Consider the following 14,546-nt stretch of genomic DNA (forward strand, 5'->3'; position numbering starts at 1 on the left):
CGATGAAGCTGTTACTTCTCGAGGACGATGACCTGCTGGCAGAGAGCTTGTCGGAAACTCTGGAAGACAACGGCTATCGTGTCGACTCGGCTGCCACGGTGTACGCGGCCGAGTCCCTGATGGCGACCGAGGACTATGCCTTGGCGATTCTCGACCTGGGGCTGCCGGACGGTTCAGGGCTCGACTTGATCGCGCGCTGGCGTGGCCAGGAGCGTCGCTTGCCAATACTGGCTCTTACTGCGCGGGATACCTGGGAAGACAAGGTCGCTGGCCTGCGCCGAGGAGCCGACGATTACCTGACCAAGCCGTTTCATGAAGCAGAACTGCTGGCGCGCCTGCATGCTCTCTTGAGGCGGCAAACAGGTCATTTGAATGCCATGCTCAGCGTCAATGGCATACAGCTCGACGAGGAGAGACGCCAGGTCAGCACTGACGGGTGTCATTGGCAGCCGCTGACGGCCACGGAATTTCGGCTGCTGCGCTACCTGATGCATCATCCCGACCGCGTCTTGTCCAAGGCACAGCTGCTCGACCAACTCTACTCCCTGGAACAGGACGCTCCCGCCCCGAACCTGGTGGAGGTGTATATCGCCAAGCTACGACGTCGCCTGGGCAAGAACGCCATTCAGACCCGGCGCGGACAGGGCTATTTCCTTGCGTCGCATTGAGCGTCGCAGCCTGCGCTTCCGCCTGCTGGTCTGGCTTGGGGGAGTAGCGCTCATCGTGGTAGGCGTGACCTGGCTGTTGCATGGCATCCTGTTGCACGATCTGGCACGAAGCTTTCTTGGTGAGCGATTGCGCCAGGAGGCGGAGCATACGCTGCTCCAGTTCCGCCAGGGGCAACTCTCGACGCAATTATGGCAGGCGGAGAGTCCTGCCTTGCAGGTCTTCCATCACCTCTATGTGCTGGAGCTGGACGGTGAGATCACCACGTCGCATCCAAGCTGGCTCGAAACGTTGGCGCCTTACCTGGAGGGCGAGGATGAAGCGTTGGATATCGTTTCCTCTGGCGAACGTCACCTGCTGGTATATCGCACACGCTTCGAATTCGACGGTCGCTCGGGCGTACTGCTCATCGGCGAGGACTTCGGCCAGGTAGAGGATGGGCTGGAAGCGCTCCACTGGTGGGTGGGTGGCATTGCCGGCCTGCTGCTGATCCTGCTCATCGGTCTCAACATGATGGCGGTCAACCGTGCGCTGTACCCACTCTCCCGGCTACGCAGACAGCTCGACGAACTGCGCTCGGGTACGCGTGAACGGCTGCAACTCGACACGCCTTCCGAACTCGATGGCCTGGTGGCGCAGCTCAATCGCCTCATGGATGAACACGCGCGACGGCTTCAGCGTTCGCGTGAATCCCTGGCCAACCTGTCCCATGCGCTCAAGACGCCGCTGACGGCGGTCATTCAGGTGTTGCGCGGCTCACGCCCCATCGACCCGGGGCGCAGGGAGAAGATGCAGCGCCGCCTGGAGGACATGCATGCTCAGTTGGACACCGAGCTGAAACGTTCCCGTATTGCCGGTCCCAATGCAGGGCAGCGTGCAAACATCCGGCATGAAGCCGAGCAACTCATCGAGATGTTCTCGAACCTCTATCCCGGTAGGAATTTCCGGCTCGGTATCGACGCCTCGGTACCCGTCAGTGTCAATGTAGAGCGACAGGATTTTGCCGAGATGCTGGGTATCCTGCTGGATAATGCCGGCAAGTGGGCGACTTATGAGATTCGTTGCCGAGTGCGGCGAGATACCTCTCTGTCAATTCTGGTCGAGGATGACGGTTCCGGCGTCGCGTCGGGTGACTTGGGCCGCCTGGGGCGGCGTGGCACGCGACTTGACGAAGGCAAGCCTGGCCACGGGCTGGGCCTGTCCATCCTGCGTCAGATCGTCGAACGCTATGCTGGCCAGGTGAGTTTCGAGCCTTCTCCCGAGGGAGGGCTACGGGTCGAGATCATGCTGCCGCTGAATGAGGTGGGCTGACCATTCAGCGTGCTTTCAGCAATCCACCGCATCATGGCGCCTGGAGTTCCCCTGACAGGAGCCATGCATGACGACCAAGAACACCACCGGTATTTCCCTTTCCCGCCGACAACTGCTCAAGGGCGGGGCCGCTTTCGGTTTTGGAGCGGCGGCCCTGGGGCTTGCGCCGGCCTGGGCCGACCCCTGGGGACAAAGTAATGCCTACCCGCAGGGGGCGGTGGAAGGCAACGACATCGCCCTGGCCATTCGCCGGGAAACGCTGGCGATCAATGGCCGCAGTACGCGCCCCATCACCATCAACGGAACGAGCCCCGGGCCACTGATTCGACTGCGGGAAGGGCAGGATGCCACCTTGCGGGTCACCAACCTGATGGACGAACCGACCTCGATTCACTGGCACGGCTTGATTCTGCCGCCCGAGGTCGATGGTGCGCCGGGTATCAGCTTCGCCGGCATCGGTCCGGGGGAAACCTTCACCTATCGCTTCCCCGTGGTGCAGAACGGTACCTACTGGTATCACAGCCACTCCGGCCTGCAGGAGCAGTTGGGTCACGCGGGACCGATCATCATCGATGCCGCCGAGCGCGAGCCGTTCCGTTTCGATCGCGAGCATGTGGTGCTGCTGACCGACTGGACCTACGAAGATCCGGCCACGGTCTTTCGCAACCTGAAGACCGCCGAGGGCTATTACAACCTCCAGGAACGCACCATCACCGACTTCCTGGCCGACATGCGCGAGAATGGCTTCAGGGAAACGGCCCGCACGCGTGCGATGTGGGCACGCATGCGCATGAGTTCGCGCGACATCGCCGACGTTACCGGCAGCACCTACACCTACCTGGTGAACGGCCAGGCGCCGGAGCAGAACTGGACGGCGCTGTTCAAGCCAGGCGAGCGGCTGCGCCTGAGATTCATCAACGGCTCGGCGATGACCTACTTCGACGTGCGCATTCCGGGATTGAAGATGACGGTGGTTGCGGCCGACGGCCAGCCCGTACAGCCCGTACCGGTCGACGAATTCCGCATCGCCGTTGCCGAGACCTATGACGTCATCGTCACTCCCGAGGCGGATACGGCATATACGGTATTCGCCGAATCCATGGACCGCAGTGGCTTCGCCCGTGCGACCCTGGCACCGCGCCTGGGAATGGAAGCCGCGGTTCCCGAGCGGCGCAGGATCGCCGACCGGGGCATGGAGGCGATGGGCGCACATGGTGGCATGGACCACTCCAACATGGCGGGCATGGACCACTCCAACATGGCGGGCATGGACCACTCCAACATGGCGGGCATGGACCACTCCAACATGGCGGGCATGGACCACTCCAACATGGCGGGCATGGACCACTCCAACATGGCGGGCATGGACCACTCCAACATGGCGGGCATGGACCACTCCAACATGGCGGGCATGGACCATTCCAACATGGCGGGCATGGACCATTCCAACATGGCGGACATGGACCATTCCAACATGGCGGGCATGGACCATTCCAACATGGCGGGCATGGACCACTCCAACATGGCGGGCATGGACCATTCCGGCATGCAGCACGACACATCGCCTGGTGCCTCGGAAGGTGACCTGTTGCCGGCGGGAACCGCCCAGCCCGGCTCGCAGTATGACCAGGCGGGAATCGGCATCGATCCTGACGAGCGGCGCATCCTGGTCTATCGCGACCTCAAGGCGTTTCGCCCCTGGCCGGACCGCCGCGAGCCGGAACGTGAGATGGAAATCCACCTGACCGGCAACATGGAGCGTTACATGTGGTCGTTCGACGGCAAGAAGTTCAGCGAGGTCACCGGCCCCATCCACTTCCGCAAGGACGAGCGCCTGCGCCTGATCCTGATCAACGACACCATGATGGAGCACCCCATTCACCTTCACGGCATGTGGATGGAGTTGGAGAACGGGGCGGGGGAACTCATTCCACGCAAGCACACCATCAACGTCAAGCCGGGTGAGCGGGTCTCTGCACTGATTACTGCCGATGCCGAGGGTAGCTGGGCGTTCCATTGCCACCTGCTCTATCACATGGACGCCGGCATGTTCCGTGTCGTCAGGGTTTCGTAAGGAGTTCGCATGAAAACCAGAATCGTACCGATGGCTACCTGCGCCGCTTTCACCGTGCTGGCGATGGCAGCGGCCCATGCCGAGGATGGCTACGACGCTCCGAATGACTGGCCCTCGCCGATGGCAGAACACCATATCTGGGCAGCGGGCTTCGATCGATTGGAGTACGCATGGCCCGACAAGGGGAGGAGCAAAGTTTCGCCTGGGATTTCCAAGCCTGGTATGGCGGTGACATCAATCGTATTTACCTCAAGACCGAAGGCGAGAATGCCCAAGGGGATGGGGCGGGCGCCGAAATCGAACATCTAGACCTGCTCTACAGTCGGCTAATCTCGGATTTCTGGGAGCTACAAGGGGGCATCGGTTACCAGGGAGGGTTCGGCAACAATGACCATCCCGAGCGTACCTATGCGGCGATTGCTCTGCAGGGGCTGGCGCCCTTCTACATTGAAACCGACCTGGCCCTGCGTATCAGCGAAGATGGTGACGCCTGGGTTCAGTTGGAAGCCGAACACGATATGCGCCTGACGCAGCGTCTCTATCTTCAACCGCGTGCGGAGTTGGTGGCTTCAGCTAGTGACGTCGAGGAGTTTCACATGGGAAGTGGCCTGAGCTCGTTGAATACAGGCTTGCGGCTTCGCTACGAAATCACTCGTAAATTTGCTCCCTATGTCGGGGCTTACTGGGAAAAGAGCTACGGCAATACCGCCGATATGGCACGTGCCCATGGCGAGCCTACTGAAGACACTGGTTTCGTGGCCGGTATTCGTGTGTTGTTCTGAGACGACTGGTGCAGCAGTCGTGCGCTGTTGCACCGGCTTTACCAGGGTGGCATGGACTAGCCAGAACAAACCGATACTTGATCTGCATCAACGAAGTTGGCGCCTTCCATTGTCATACTGAGTTCGTCGGCATGCCCTGTCGGCTTATTCCGGACCCTGGAATGGAAGGCACATCCCGATGAGCCTGTACGGACTGCGCAGATCGCTGTTTACCCGATGGCCGGGCATCCTGCTGCTCTGGCTGCTGACCGGGTCGGTAGGGTCGGCCTACGCCTGTTCGTCCCAGGCGGAAGTGGGCGAGCCGGTGAGCCAAGCAATGCTTGCCGCGGCCGATGAGTCATCGTCCCAGCATCCGGAGAACTGCGATGATCACTCCCCCGGCATCACGGCCAGTCTCGGCAAGGTGCCGGCAGATGACCCGCGCAACCTGACCGCCGCGAGCTTGTTCCCCGGCTTGCTCTCCCTGTTCCTCTTGCCTGTCGTAGTGGGTGGGAATCTGATGCTGTCAGACCCCTCGCCGCACTCGCCTAGCCCCATTTATCTCGCCACGGCTCGGATGCGTATCTGAGATCGGCCGTCCGCCACGACGTCTCAAGGATTACGCACCATCCGCGAGTTCGGCCCTTGAGATGGCCGCACTCCAGCATGCGAGGTGAACCATGGATCACGACAAGCCCCTATCCGATCCCGGTGGCCTGCAGCCCATGCGCTTCTGGCTGCCGCTGGGACTCTTTCTCGCCTTCGTGGTGTACCTGCTGTGGGCCGAGCACAGAGTTCACTTCGTGCAGTTTCTGCCGTTTCTCATCCTGCTGGCCTGCCCGCTGATGCATCTGTTCATGCATGGTGGACATGGCCGGCATGGCAAGGGAGGGGACAAGACATGAACGCCGGAGAAAGCGCCTATGGGCTATGGATGCTGGTCATCCTGAACTCGGCGGTCTTTATATTCTTTGCCTTCAGTTTCATCAAGCCCCGCAGCAAGGCGGACTGGCGAAGCCTGGGCGCCTTCTCGGCCTTCGTGGTAGCGCTGTTCGTGGAGATGTATGGCTTTCCCTTGACCATTTACTTCCTCGCCGGCTGGCTGGTCAGCCGCTATCCGGATCTCGACCCCTTCTCCCACGACAGCGGTCATCTGCTGCAGACCTTGCTGGGAGTGGAGGGCGACCCTCATTTCAATGTCCTGCATATTGCCAGCAACGTCATAATCGTCGTGGGCTTCTTCATGCTGGCATCGGCCTGGCGTGTTCTCTATCGAGCGCAACAGAGCGGCGAAGTCGCCATGACCGGCTGGTATGCGCGCTGTCGTCACCCTCAGTATGCCGCCCTTGTCCTGATCATGTTCGGGTTCCTGTTGCAATGGCCCACGCTGTTGACCCTCATGATGTTCCCGGTTCTGGTCGTGGTCTATGTGCGCCTCGCTCGTCGTGAAGAACACATGGCCCTGATGGAATTTGGTGAGGTATATCGAGCTTATATGGAGCGAACTCCAAGGTTTATCCCCCGGCTATCTTCCAAACTCACTACCCATTTCCGAGGAGGGTGATTTGCACACTATCCATCACGACAGACCGATCAAGTCTGAGTGAGAATAAAACTAAGTAGAAGAGGTGAATTTGTCATGAGTAATAAAGAACATCGCCTTGGTGTGTCCGAAATAAACTTGGTGACTCGTCACCTGAAGCTGGAACCTAACGATGAGGTGTCGATCCGAGCAGCTGTCGCCGACATTGATCAGCTCTATGGGCTGGACAGCGTAACTTTTGACGAGAAAAAGTGGAGGCTGGATCTGGCCTATGACGCATCGAGAGTTTGCCTCGATTGCGTAGAGGATATTCTAATGAAACATGCTGTCGAGATCAGCCATGACTGGTGGACGCGTTTCAAGGAAGAGCATTACCGGTTTGTCGATCAGAATGTGAAAGATAATGCTAATCATGAACCCTGGAGCTGCCATCAATCCCCGCCCGGCAGTGGGAAGAAAAAATAGCAAGGCAGAGTCGGCTCTGATAGCACTTTGCGCACTACTTCTCGTGCTTAATGCCTTCAGGCATGGGTGGCGGAGATAGAAGTCGTTTTATCCAGCAGGTTTCGTGGAAGTGGCCACAGATAGTGATCAGGGCGATCGTCAGGGGGACGCCAATGAAGGCGCCAGGAATGCCCCAGACGATGCTCCAGAAGAAGATGGAGAAGATGACGGCGAAGGGCGATATGGCCAAGGCCCGCCCCTCGAGCCTGGGGTCGAGAAAGTTACCTATCGAAAACTGGATGAGGGCCATGCCGGCAAGCACCACTACCGGTGTTTGCCATGACGCGAACTGAACGACGGCAAAGATCGTCGGAGGGAACACGGCCAGGATAGAGCCGACGAAAGGAATGTAGTTTAGCGAGAAGGCCAGCAAGCCCCAGACAACGGCGAGATCCAGGCCGACTGACAGCGCAAACAGCCATGTGAGTATGCCTGTGAGGACGCTCACGGCCGACCTGATGAGCATATAGCGACGGAATTTCCACCCGAGCTCCTCAAATGCCGTCAATAGCCGCTCGGCGGCATCAGCTCCCAGCGCATGGGGGAGTCGCCGCTGGAAGGTGCCGGCTTCCAACAGCCCCATGATCAGAAAGATCAGGGTCAGCGCCAGGAAACCGATAATGGCGTTGATGCGGGCGGCGGTCTCATGGACGAGATGAAGTAGCCCGCTGGGACTGAGTTGCTCCGCCATGGTGGGCTCAAGGGAAATGTCTCTCGCTGCGAACCATAAGCCGATGGAGCGGTAAGTCTCCTGCATTTGAGCACCGTAGAGCGAAAGGCCGTCCGCCACGAGGCGGATCCCGTAGCCGATGAGGGAGAGAATGGCGGCGACGGCAATCAGCACGAACAAAACGGAAGCGACAAGCGACAATCCGTGCAGGACCCTTCTCTTGAACGCTCTGTGTTGGTAGATGGGCCACACCAGCGCCATCAGCAACAGCGAGAATGCCAACGGTACGGCGAGAACCCGCAGCCAGTACAGCGAGGCTACGATGAGGACAAGTGCGATCACCCATTGCGGATTCAGACCAGGCGTTACGCGGTGATCGTGCATGATGTTCACCCTGACCTCGGTTTGTTGCCGCTGCGTCGCAGGGCTTGCAGCGCTTGAAGTGACTGGTGGGGGCCTCATGACAGGCGCCGAAAAATCAGCCAGGCACCCAGGTACAATGGCATGCCTATTGCCACGAGAGCGAGTGCATGCGGCCACAGGATCTCCATGCCCACACCCTTGAGGAAGATGCCCAGGGTGATCTCCAGATAGTGGCGCAAGGGGCTGGCCAGCGACAGCTGCTGGAGCAGGTTCGGCATGCTCTCCACCGGCACCATGGTGCCGGACAGGAACATCAGCGGGAAGAGGCCGAAGAAGCCAAGCAGCAGGGCCTGCTGCAGGGTTCGCGAAACCGCCGCCACCAGGACACCGAGGCCGATGGCGCTGAGCAGAAACAGCGCGGTCAGGGCGAAGAACAGCGGCAGGCTGCCTCTGACCGGCACGCCGAACCAGCCGACCAGCGCCAGGCTGGGGAGTACGGCAACCAGGCCGATCAACAGGGTGGGCATGGTCTTGGCGATGAACAGTTCGCCACGGCGAATGGGGGTGACCATGAGCTGCTCGATGGTACCGACCTCCTTCTCGCGAACGATGGAGGCGGCGGGATGCACGACACCGATCATCAACCCCGCCAGGGCGATCATCGCCAGCACCGTGAAGTTGACGTTGGTCTGGTTCGGGTTGTACCAGGTGCGCAACTGCGCGGTTACCGTCGCGAGCGGTCGCTCGTCGAGTATCCCCTGGCGCATCCGGAAGGCCTCCACCGTCTGCAGCGCATAGCCCCGGGCGACGGCTGCCGTATTGGCGTTGCCGCCATCGACCAGGAACTGCAGTGCCTGACCACCGCCGCGGTAGAGTTCGCGCTCGAAATCGACGGGGATGACCAGTACCGCCTGTGCTTCGCCCCGTTCCAGGTACGGTTCGGCCGCCGCAACATCGCGCAGGTGCGCCGCCAGGCGGAAGTTGCCTCCTGCGACGAAGTCATCGACCAGGTGGCGGCTGGCCGGGCTCTCGTCGGCATCGACCACCGCCAGCGGCAGGTCGCGCATCTCCATGCCCAGGGCGTAGGCGCAGATCACCACTTCGATGGTGTAGAGCCAGAAGATCAGGAACAGCACCACGGGATCGCGGAAGAACTGGATCAGCTCCTTGTGCAACAGGCTGCGCAGTCGCATCAGGCCACCTTCTTCTTCAGCCGCCAGGCCGCCAGGGCGAAGACCAGCAGGGTGTAGACGGCGACGATGGCGATGCTCGGCCACAGGACCTCGAGTCCGACGCCCTTGAGCACCACGCCACGGGAGATGTCGACGAAATAGCGACCCGGAAAGGCCAGGGTGTAGAGCTGCACCACATAGGGCATGGTGAAGATCGGAAACAGCATGCCCGAGAACAGGATGGAGGGCATCAGGGTCACGATCAGCACGGCCAGCAGGGCGACCAGTTGGGTACGGGTCACGGCCGACACCAGCAGGCCGATCCCCAGGGTACAGAGCACGTACAGCAGCGATATCGCCAACAGGAACGCGACGCTGCCCCGGAACGGCACGCCGAACCAGAGAAAGCCGACGCCGATCACCATCGCCATCTGCACGAAGGCGATGATCGCGTAGGGCATCAGCTTGCCGGCGAGAAACTCGACGGAGGAGAGCGGCGAGGCGTAGATCTGCGCGATGGTGCCGGTCTCCTTCTCCCGCACCAGGGCGAGCGCGGTGAGCAGAGGCGGGAAGGCCATCAGGATCACCGCATAGAGGCCGGGCACCACGGTGTGCACGCTGCTGAGCGAGGGGTTGTACCGGACGCGGGTTTCCAGGTGCAGGGCCGACGATGGCGCTGCATGGCCAAAGCCGCTGGCGATGGCCAGCGCATGACCGCCGACCAGCGTCGCCGTGGCGGAATAGGTGCCGTCCACCAGCAGTTGGACCGGGCTCGGCTCGTGGCGGGCGAGGGCGCGTTCGAAACCGGGCGGGATGATCAGCGCCAAGCGGATCTCGCCGCGCTGCAAGGCGCGCTCCATCGCCTGCGGGTCACTCAGTTCGCGCTCCAACCGGAAGGTCTCGCTCGCCGTGAACGCCTCGCTGAGCTGGCGGCTGGTGGGCGTACGGTCCTGATCCAGCAACCCCATCGGGATGTCGTCGACATCGAGCGTGATCGCATAGCCGAACAGCAGCAGCATGACCAGCGGCATGATCAGCGCGACGCCGACGGTGATCGGGTCGCGCAGCACCTCTTTCGCCTCCTTGGTCGCCACGGCGGCGATGCGCTTCGGGTTCATGAGGCCAGCTCCCGCTGCGTGCGCTCAAGATGGCCGAGGAAGACCGCTTCCATGCCGGCATCGGCGGGCAGCCGCAGCGCCTGGCGCAGTTGCTCGAGGGTGCCAAGGGCGACCAGGCGCCCCTGGTGCATCAGCCCCAGGCGGTGGCAATAGCTCGCCTCTTCCAGATAGTGGGTGGTAACGAACACCGTCATGCCGCCGCTGGCCAGGGTCTGGATCAGCTGCCAGAAGCGCTGGCGGTTGAGCGGATCGACGCCGGAGGTGGGCTCGTCCAGAAACAGCACCGCCGGGCCGTGCAGGATGCTGCAGGCCAGCGCCAGGCGCTGGCGTACCGCCGCCGACAGCTCGCTGACGCGGCGCGTCTCCATCCCGGTCAGGGCCGTCATGCCGCTGGCCCATTCGATCGCCTGGCGTCGGCGCATGCCGCCAAGGCCGTAGGCCCCGGCGAAGAAGCGCAGGTTCTCGGCCACCGTGAGATCCGGGTAGAGCGAGAAGCGCTGCGACATGTAGCCGATGCGGCCGCGCAGGGCCTGTGCCTGGGCGGTCACCGAGAGGCCGGCGACGAAGGCCTCGCCGTCGCTGGGCATCAGCAGACCGCAGAAGACCCGGATCAGGGTGGTCTTGCCGGCACCGTTGGGGCCCAGCCAGCCGATCACCTCGCCCGGCGACACACTGACCGAGACCCGGTCGACGGCGGTGAAGTCGCCGAACCGCACGCTGAGTTGCTCCGCTTGCACCTCGCCACCCTGCGTCTCCGTGACGGCCGGTGTCACCGGCGGCGGCGCTGCCGGCGCCTGTGCCGTGCTCAGTGCGATGAAGGCCTCTTCCAGCCCCGGCGCGGCGGAAGCCAGGGTGGCGAGCCCGCGCAGCCGCGCCAGGGTGGCCGGTGGCAGGTCGGCACCGGCATGCAGCTGGATGCGCAACCTATCCGCCAACCATTGCAGATTCAGCACCTCGGGGACGTCGCGCAGGATGGCCTGCACGGCGGCGGCCATGGCGGTCCGCACGTCGTAGATCCGCCCCTGGACCCGGGCACGCAACTGCGCCGGGCTGTCCACCGCCAGCACCCGGCCCTGGTCGAGGAAGGCGAGTCGATCACAGTATTCCGCTTCGTCCATGTAGGGGTACTCACGACGACGGTACTGCCGTCCTCCCGGTAACGCCGCAGCAGTCGCCACAGATCGCGGCGCGATACCGGGTCGACGCCGAGGCTGAGCTCGTCGAGCAGCAGCAGGGGCGGGGCATGGATCAGGTTGGCGCACAGCGACAGCTTCTTGCGCATGCCGCCGGAGAGCTTGCCGGCCGGCCGGTCGAGAACGTCCTGCAGCCCGGCCATGGCGAGCAGCTCCCGGCTGCGACGGAGGAAACCCTCCGGGGCGACGTCGCGGATACGGGCGGCGAACTGCAGGTTCTCGAGGACGCTGAGCCGGTCATAGAGCGTGAACCCCTGCGACATGTAGCCGACCCGGGCATTCACCTCGGCCGCCTGGCGCACCGTGTCAAAGCCAAGCACCTCCGCTTGCCCCTCGCTGGGATCCAGGATCGCCGCCAGCAGTTGCATGAGGGTGGTCTTGCCGGCGCCGTCCGGGCCCAGCAGCCCGAAGATTTCGCCCTGCCGGACCTCCAGCTCGACCCCCGTGAGCACCTGCCGGCCGGCGAAGCGCCGCCCCAGCCCGGTGGTGCGGATCGCCGCGGTCATGGTGGCACGACCAGGGTGTCGGGCCACGGCGCCTCGTCCTGCCAGCGGATCCAGGCATCGGCCGGCATGCCCGGCTTGAGAGTGCCGTCGGGGTTGGCGAGCCGCAGGGTCACCCGAAGACGGTGCGCGCCCGCTCGTCGGGAAGATGGACATCGCGGGGGGTGAACTGGGCGCGGTCGTCGACCGCGCTGACCTCGGCCTCGAAGTAGCGGTCCGGGAAGGCGTTGACTCGTACCCGGGCCGGGGCACCGAGGCGGATCTGCCCCAGCGCCTGTTCGGCGACGTAGAGCTTCAGTCGGGGCCGGTCCAGATCGACCAGGATGCCGAGCGGCTGTCCGGGCGCCACTACCTCACCAACCTCTACTGCCTTGACCAGCACGGTGGCGTCGATGGGACTGGTCAGCACGGTCTTGTCGAGCTGGAACGCGAGCTGCGCCTGCTGCTGCTCGAGCGCCTGCAGGTTGGCGGCCGCCTCCGCAAGCTGTGCCGCCAGCACCTCGACCTCGCCGGCCGCCTCGCGCCGGCGATCCTCGCTGCGCTCCAGTTGCTGCGCGGGAATCGCGCCGGTGCGACGCAGGGTTCGCGCGCGTTCCAGCTCGGTCTCGGCATTGCCGAGATGATGGCGCGCCGTGTCGAGCAGGCGCTCGAACCGCACCACCGCTTGTTCACCGGCGACCCGGCGCGCCTCGAGTTCGGCCTGTTGCAGACGAAGGAGGCGATCGTCCAGGCGCAGCAGCTCAGCCCCCTCGCCGACGGGTCGGCCCTCGGTCAGATGGTTTGCCACCACACGCCCGGGGATCTCGGCGGCCAGGCGAATCTCGGTGGCTTCGATACGGCCGCTGCCGTAGAGCAGGCCGGGCGGGAGTTCCGCCGGTCGCAGCGCCAGGAAGCCTAGATAGCCGCCAACGGCGAGCAGCATGACCGCCACGATCGTCCACAGCGAGTGTCGCATTGCCGCTCTCATTGTTTCTACACCTCATCCTCCTTCATCTCGGGTGAGGTGTCGGCTGGAGAACGCTCCCACGGCCAGTCCGTAGCCGTTGCCGGAATGACAAGTTCATGGGCACCTTTTAGAGATCTCTGGAGCGGTTGGTCTGGTGAAAAAGGCGCATCGCCTCATGCTGCTCCAACTGCAGCAACTTATCGATCAACTCGCGCGTCTCGGGAATCTCGGTGCGCCCCTCAAGGTAGCGATAGAAATCGATGACCTGATTGTGAAGGTCGAAAATTTCCTGACAGATCTCGTCGAAGCTCATTTCCGCATAGGGCGCGCTACACGATAGGTGAGGCTTGATAGGGGCATAGGAAATATAATCGTATAGCCAAGTATTCAATGCCTTGGGATCGGTTTGCTTCTCGAAACCTGCCACGACCTCTTGCAGGGCCGCCTCGTGATCCGCTAGATACGCCAGCAGCCACTTGGCTCGCTGTTCTTCCTGCTGCGTTGAGCAGTGCTTCAGGCACCGGGCAAGGTGTTCATGCAGTGCACGCGTCCACTCGATCACATCACGAAATGTCTGAATGTTCATGGCAATCACTCACTATACTTTTGTGTGGCCATACCCGACCTCGAGCAAGTTTCCTATAACGACCCAAGCATCATGCTTAATCAAGAGTTCATCATGATCATGTCGGCGAGGTGGCACTTTCATGTTATGCTCCAGCCGTTATAGAGCTTGAAGCGAGTTCTTCTACTTCACGATGCCTGGGCCCCCTAGCCTCGATGCCAGAAGCCTGGGCTAGAGCCCCACTGAGCACCAGCGCAAGTAGCCCGGCCATCAGCCGTCTTGCTACTTACCATAGCCCACTGGTATCGCATCCTGCTTGATCGACATCAAGAGATTTGCTTTTCATTGGGGGATGGACGCAGGGCGCCTGCTGGGCAGAGGAGCGGCTGTCGTTGCTAACCCGCGCTCTCTTGCTGGATGACATGCTTGGACGCCCACCATTCCTCTCCCGATGACGCTTGTTATCCCCTTCGACTTTGCCTAGCCTTACGTGAGCCTTCACGAACCAAGGTGTGATTCAGATAGGACGAAACGCCAGCTTTTGGTGACGGAAAGGAGTCACGTTATGAAACAAGGAGACAAGCACTCAGATAACTCTCATATGCACTCCATGTACTTGCGCTTTGGGGCGATGATCCTCACGGCGATGGTGGTCATGTATGGCATGATGTTCGTAAGTGCATGGGAATGGAGTCATGTGCGATGGAGCGAAAGTCGGTTTTTCATGGCGCTGTCTATGGGCGGGACCATGGCTTTGGTCATGTTGGGCTGGATGCTCAATATGTATCGAGATGTAAAAATGAACATAGCCATCATTGCGATCAGCACAATTTTCCTCGCAGTGGCTGTTTTCCTTGATCGGAGCCAGGCTACCGTTCAGGATAACTCGTTTATGAGCGCAATGATCCCTCATCACTCCATGGCTATCTTACGATCAGAACGTGCTGAAATAACGGATTTTCGGGTGTGCAACTTGGCAGTTGAGATCAGTGAAGCACAACGGCGTGAGATATTGGAGATGGAATGGCTAATAGAAGACATAAGGGAAAACGGACCTGCCAGCAACTCAGAGGAAGCTGAGGCAAGACCCGTTCCTGAATTCGATGTTAGTGCAGATCGCCAGTGCGGTACCGATTAATGACTGCCCTCGTCATTTG

General features: G+C 61.7%; 17 protein-coding genes. 9 read left to right on the plus strand and 8 right to left on the minus strand.

Features of this window, described 5'->3' with window-relative positions; all coding sequences use genetic code 11:
* Positions 1 to 2 precede the first annotated feature (2 nt).
* The 8 genes from EKK97_RS07300 to EKK97_RS07335 all read left to right on the plus strand — a co-directional run bounded on the left by EKK97_RS07300 (position 3) and on the right by EKK97_RS07335 (position 6,820).
* Positions 3 to 668 carry a response regulator transcription factor gene (locus tag EKK97_RS07300; protein WP_159550735.1) on the plus strand — a complete coding sequence of 222 codons (666 nt, stop codon included), beginning with the start codon at positions 3 to 5 and terminating at the stop codon, positions 666 to 668.
* The gene (locus EKK97_RS07305) at positions 655 to 1,977 is read left to right on the plus strand and encodes an ATP-binding protein (protein WP_159550737.1); all 1,323 of its coding nucleotides are present in this window, start codon (positions 655 to 657) and stop codon (positions 1,975 to 1,977) included. Before EKK97_RS07300 ends, EKK97_RS07305 begins: the two co-directional genes overlap by 14 nt.
* A 67-nt stretch (positions 1,978 to 2,044) precedes the next feature.
* Positions 2,045 to 4,051: a copper resistance system multicopper oxidase gene (locus EKK97_RS07310; RefSeq protein ID WP_159550739.1), complete on the plus strand. Its 2,007-nt coding sequence runs from the start codon at positions 2,045 to 2,047 to the stop codon at positions 4,049 to 4,051.
* Positions 4,052 to 4,221: 170 nt separating this feature from the next.
* Positions 4,222 to 4,833 (plus strand): copper resistance protein B, encoded by a 612-nt coding sequence (locus tag EKK97_RS07315; RefSeq protein WP_236551399.1) that lies wholly within the window; start codon positions 4,222 to 4,224, stop codon positions 4,831 to 4,833.
* Between the two features lie 178 nt (positions 4,834 to 5,011).
* The gene (locus EKK97_RS07320; RefSeq protein WP_159550741.1) at positions 5,012 to 5,401 is read left to right on the plus strand and encodes a hypothetical protein; all 390 of its coding nucleotides are present in this window, start codon (positions 5,012 to 5,014) and stop codon (positions 5,399 to 5,401) included.
* Between the two features lie 91 nt (positions 5,402 to 5,492).
* Positions 5,493 to 5,717: a DUF2933 domain-containing protein gene (locus tag EKK97_RS07325; protein ID WP_159550743.1), complete on the plus strand. Its 225-nt coding sequence runs from the start codon at positions 5,493 to 5,495 to the stop codon at positions 5,715 to 5,717.
* On the plus strand, positions 5,714 to 6,376 hold the full coding sequence (locus EKK97_RS07330; RefSeq protein ID WP_159550745.1) for a methyltransferase family protein: 663 nt from the start codon (positions 5,714 to 5,716) through the stop codon (positions 6,374 to 6,376). Before EKK97_RS07325 ends, EKK97_RS07330 begins: the two co-directional genes overlap by 4 nt.
* A 75-nt stretch (positions 6,377 to 6,451) precedes the next feature.
* On the plus strand, positions 6,452 to 6,820 hold the full coding sequence (locus EKK97_RS07335; RefSeq protein ID WP_159550747.1) for a cation transporter: 369 nt from the start codon (positions 6,452 to 6,454) through the stop codon (positions 6,818 to 6,820).
* A 34-nt stretch (positions 6,821 to 6,854) separates the two neighbouring features.
* On the opposite strand, the gene EKK97_RS07340 is transcribed toward EKK97_RS07335, so the two are convergent.
* The 8 genes from EKK97_RS07340 to EKK97_RS07370 all read right to left on the minus strand — a co-directional run bounded on the left by EKK97_RS07340 (position 6,855) and on the right by EKK97_RS07370 (position 13,410).
* Positions 6,855 to 7,913 (minus strand): AI-2E family transporter, encoded by a 1,059-nt coding sequence (locus EKK97_RS07340; RefSeq protein WP_159550749.1) that lies wholly within the window; start codon positions 7,911 to 7,913, stop codon positions 6,855 to 6,857.
* A 74-nt stretch (positions 7,914 to 7,987) separates the two neighbouring features.
* Positions 7,988 to 9,085 (minus strand): ABC transporter permease, encoded by a 1,098-nt coding sequence (locus tag EKK97_RS07345; protein ID WP_159550751.1) that lies wholly within the window; start codon positions 9,083 to 9,085, stop codon positions 7,988 to 7,990.
* Positions 9,085 to 10,182 (minus strand): ABC transporter permease, encoded by a 1,098-nt coding sequence (locus tag EKK97_RS07350; protein WP_159550753.1) that lies wholly within the window; start codon positions 10,180 to 10,182, stop codon positions 9,085 to 9,087. Before EKK97_RS07350 ends, EKK97_RS07345 begins: the two co-directional genes overlap by 1 nt.
* On the minus strand, positions 10,179 to 11,177 hold the full coding sequence (locus tag EKK97_RS07355) for an ABC transporter ATP-binding protein (RefSeq protein ID WP_236551445.1): 999 nt from the start codon (positions 11,175 to 11,177) through the stop codon (positions 10,179 to 10,181). The genes EKK97_RS07350 and EKK97_RS07355 overlap by 4 nt, the downstream gene beginning before the upstream one ends.
* Complete coding sequence (locus tag EKK97_RS24415; RefSeq protein WP_159550757.1) at positions 11,129 to 11,881, minus strand: ABC transporter ATP-binding protein; 753 nt, start codon at positions 11,879 to 11,881, stop codon at positions 11,129 to 11,131. Before EKK97_RS24415 ends, EKK97_RS07355 begins: the two co-directional genes overlap by 49 nt.
* Positions 11,878 to 11,994 carry an efflux RND transporter periplasmic adaptor subunit gene (locus tag EKK97_RS24420; protein ID WP_236551400.1) on the minus strand — a complete coding sequence of 39 codons (117 nt, stop codon included), beginning with the start codon at positions 11,992 to 11,994 and terminating at the stop codon, positions 11,878 to 11,880. The genes EKK97_RS24415 and EKK97_RS24420 overlap by 4 nt, the downstream gene beginning before the upstream one ends.
* Positions 11,991 to 12,833 carry an HlyD family secretion protein gene (locus tag EKK97_RS07365; RefSeq protein ID WP_159550759.1) on the minus strand — a complete coding sequence of 281 codons (843 nt, stop codon included), beginning with the start codon at positions 12,831 to 12,833 and terminating at the stop codon, positions 11,991 to 11,993. The genes EKK97_RS24420 and EKK97_RS07365 overlap by 4 nt, the downstream gene beginning before the upstream one ends.
* Before the next feature lie 118 nt (positions 12,834 to 12,951).
* Positions 12,952 to 13,410 carry an ATPase gene (locus EKK97_RS07370; RefSeq protein WP_159550761.1) on the minus strand — a complete coding sequence of 153 codons (459 nt, stop codon included), beginning with the start codon at positions 13,408 to 13,410 and terminating at the stop codon, positions 12,952 to 12,954.
* Positions 13,411 to 13,954: 544 nt separating this feature from the next.
* Here EKK97_RS07370 and EKK97_RS07375 point away from each other — a divergent pair.
* A complete protein-coding gene (locus tag EKK97_RS07375; RefSeq protein WP_234286452.1) occupies positions 13,955 to 14,527 on the plus strand; it encodes a DUF305 domain-containing protein in 573 nt (190 codons plus the stop codon).
* Positions 14,528 to 14,546: the final 19 nt, after the last annotated feature.

It is taken from the genome of Billgrantia tianxiuensis, from assembly GCF_009834345.1.
In the GTDB taxonomy this organism is placed as follows: domain Bacteria; phylum Pseudomonadota; class Gammaproteobacteria; order Pseudomonadales; family Halomonadaceae; genus Halomonas; species Halomonas tianxiuensis.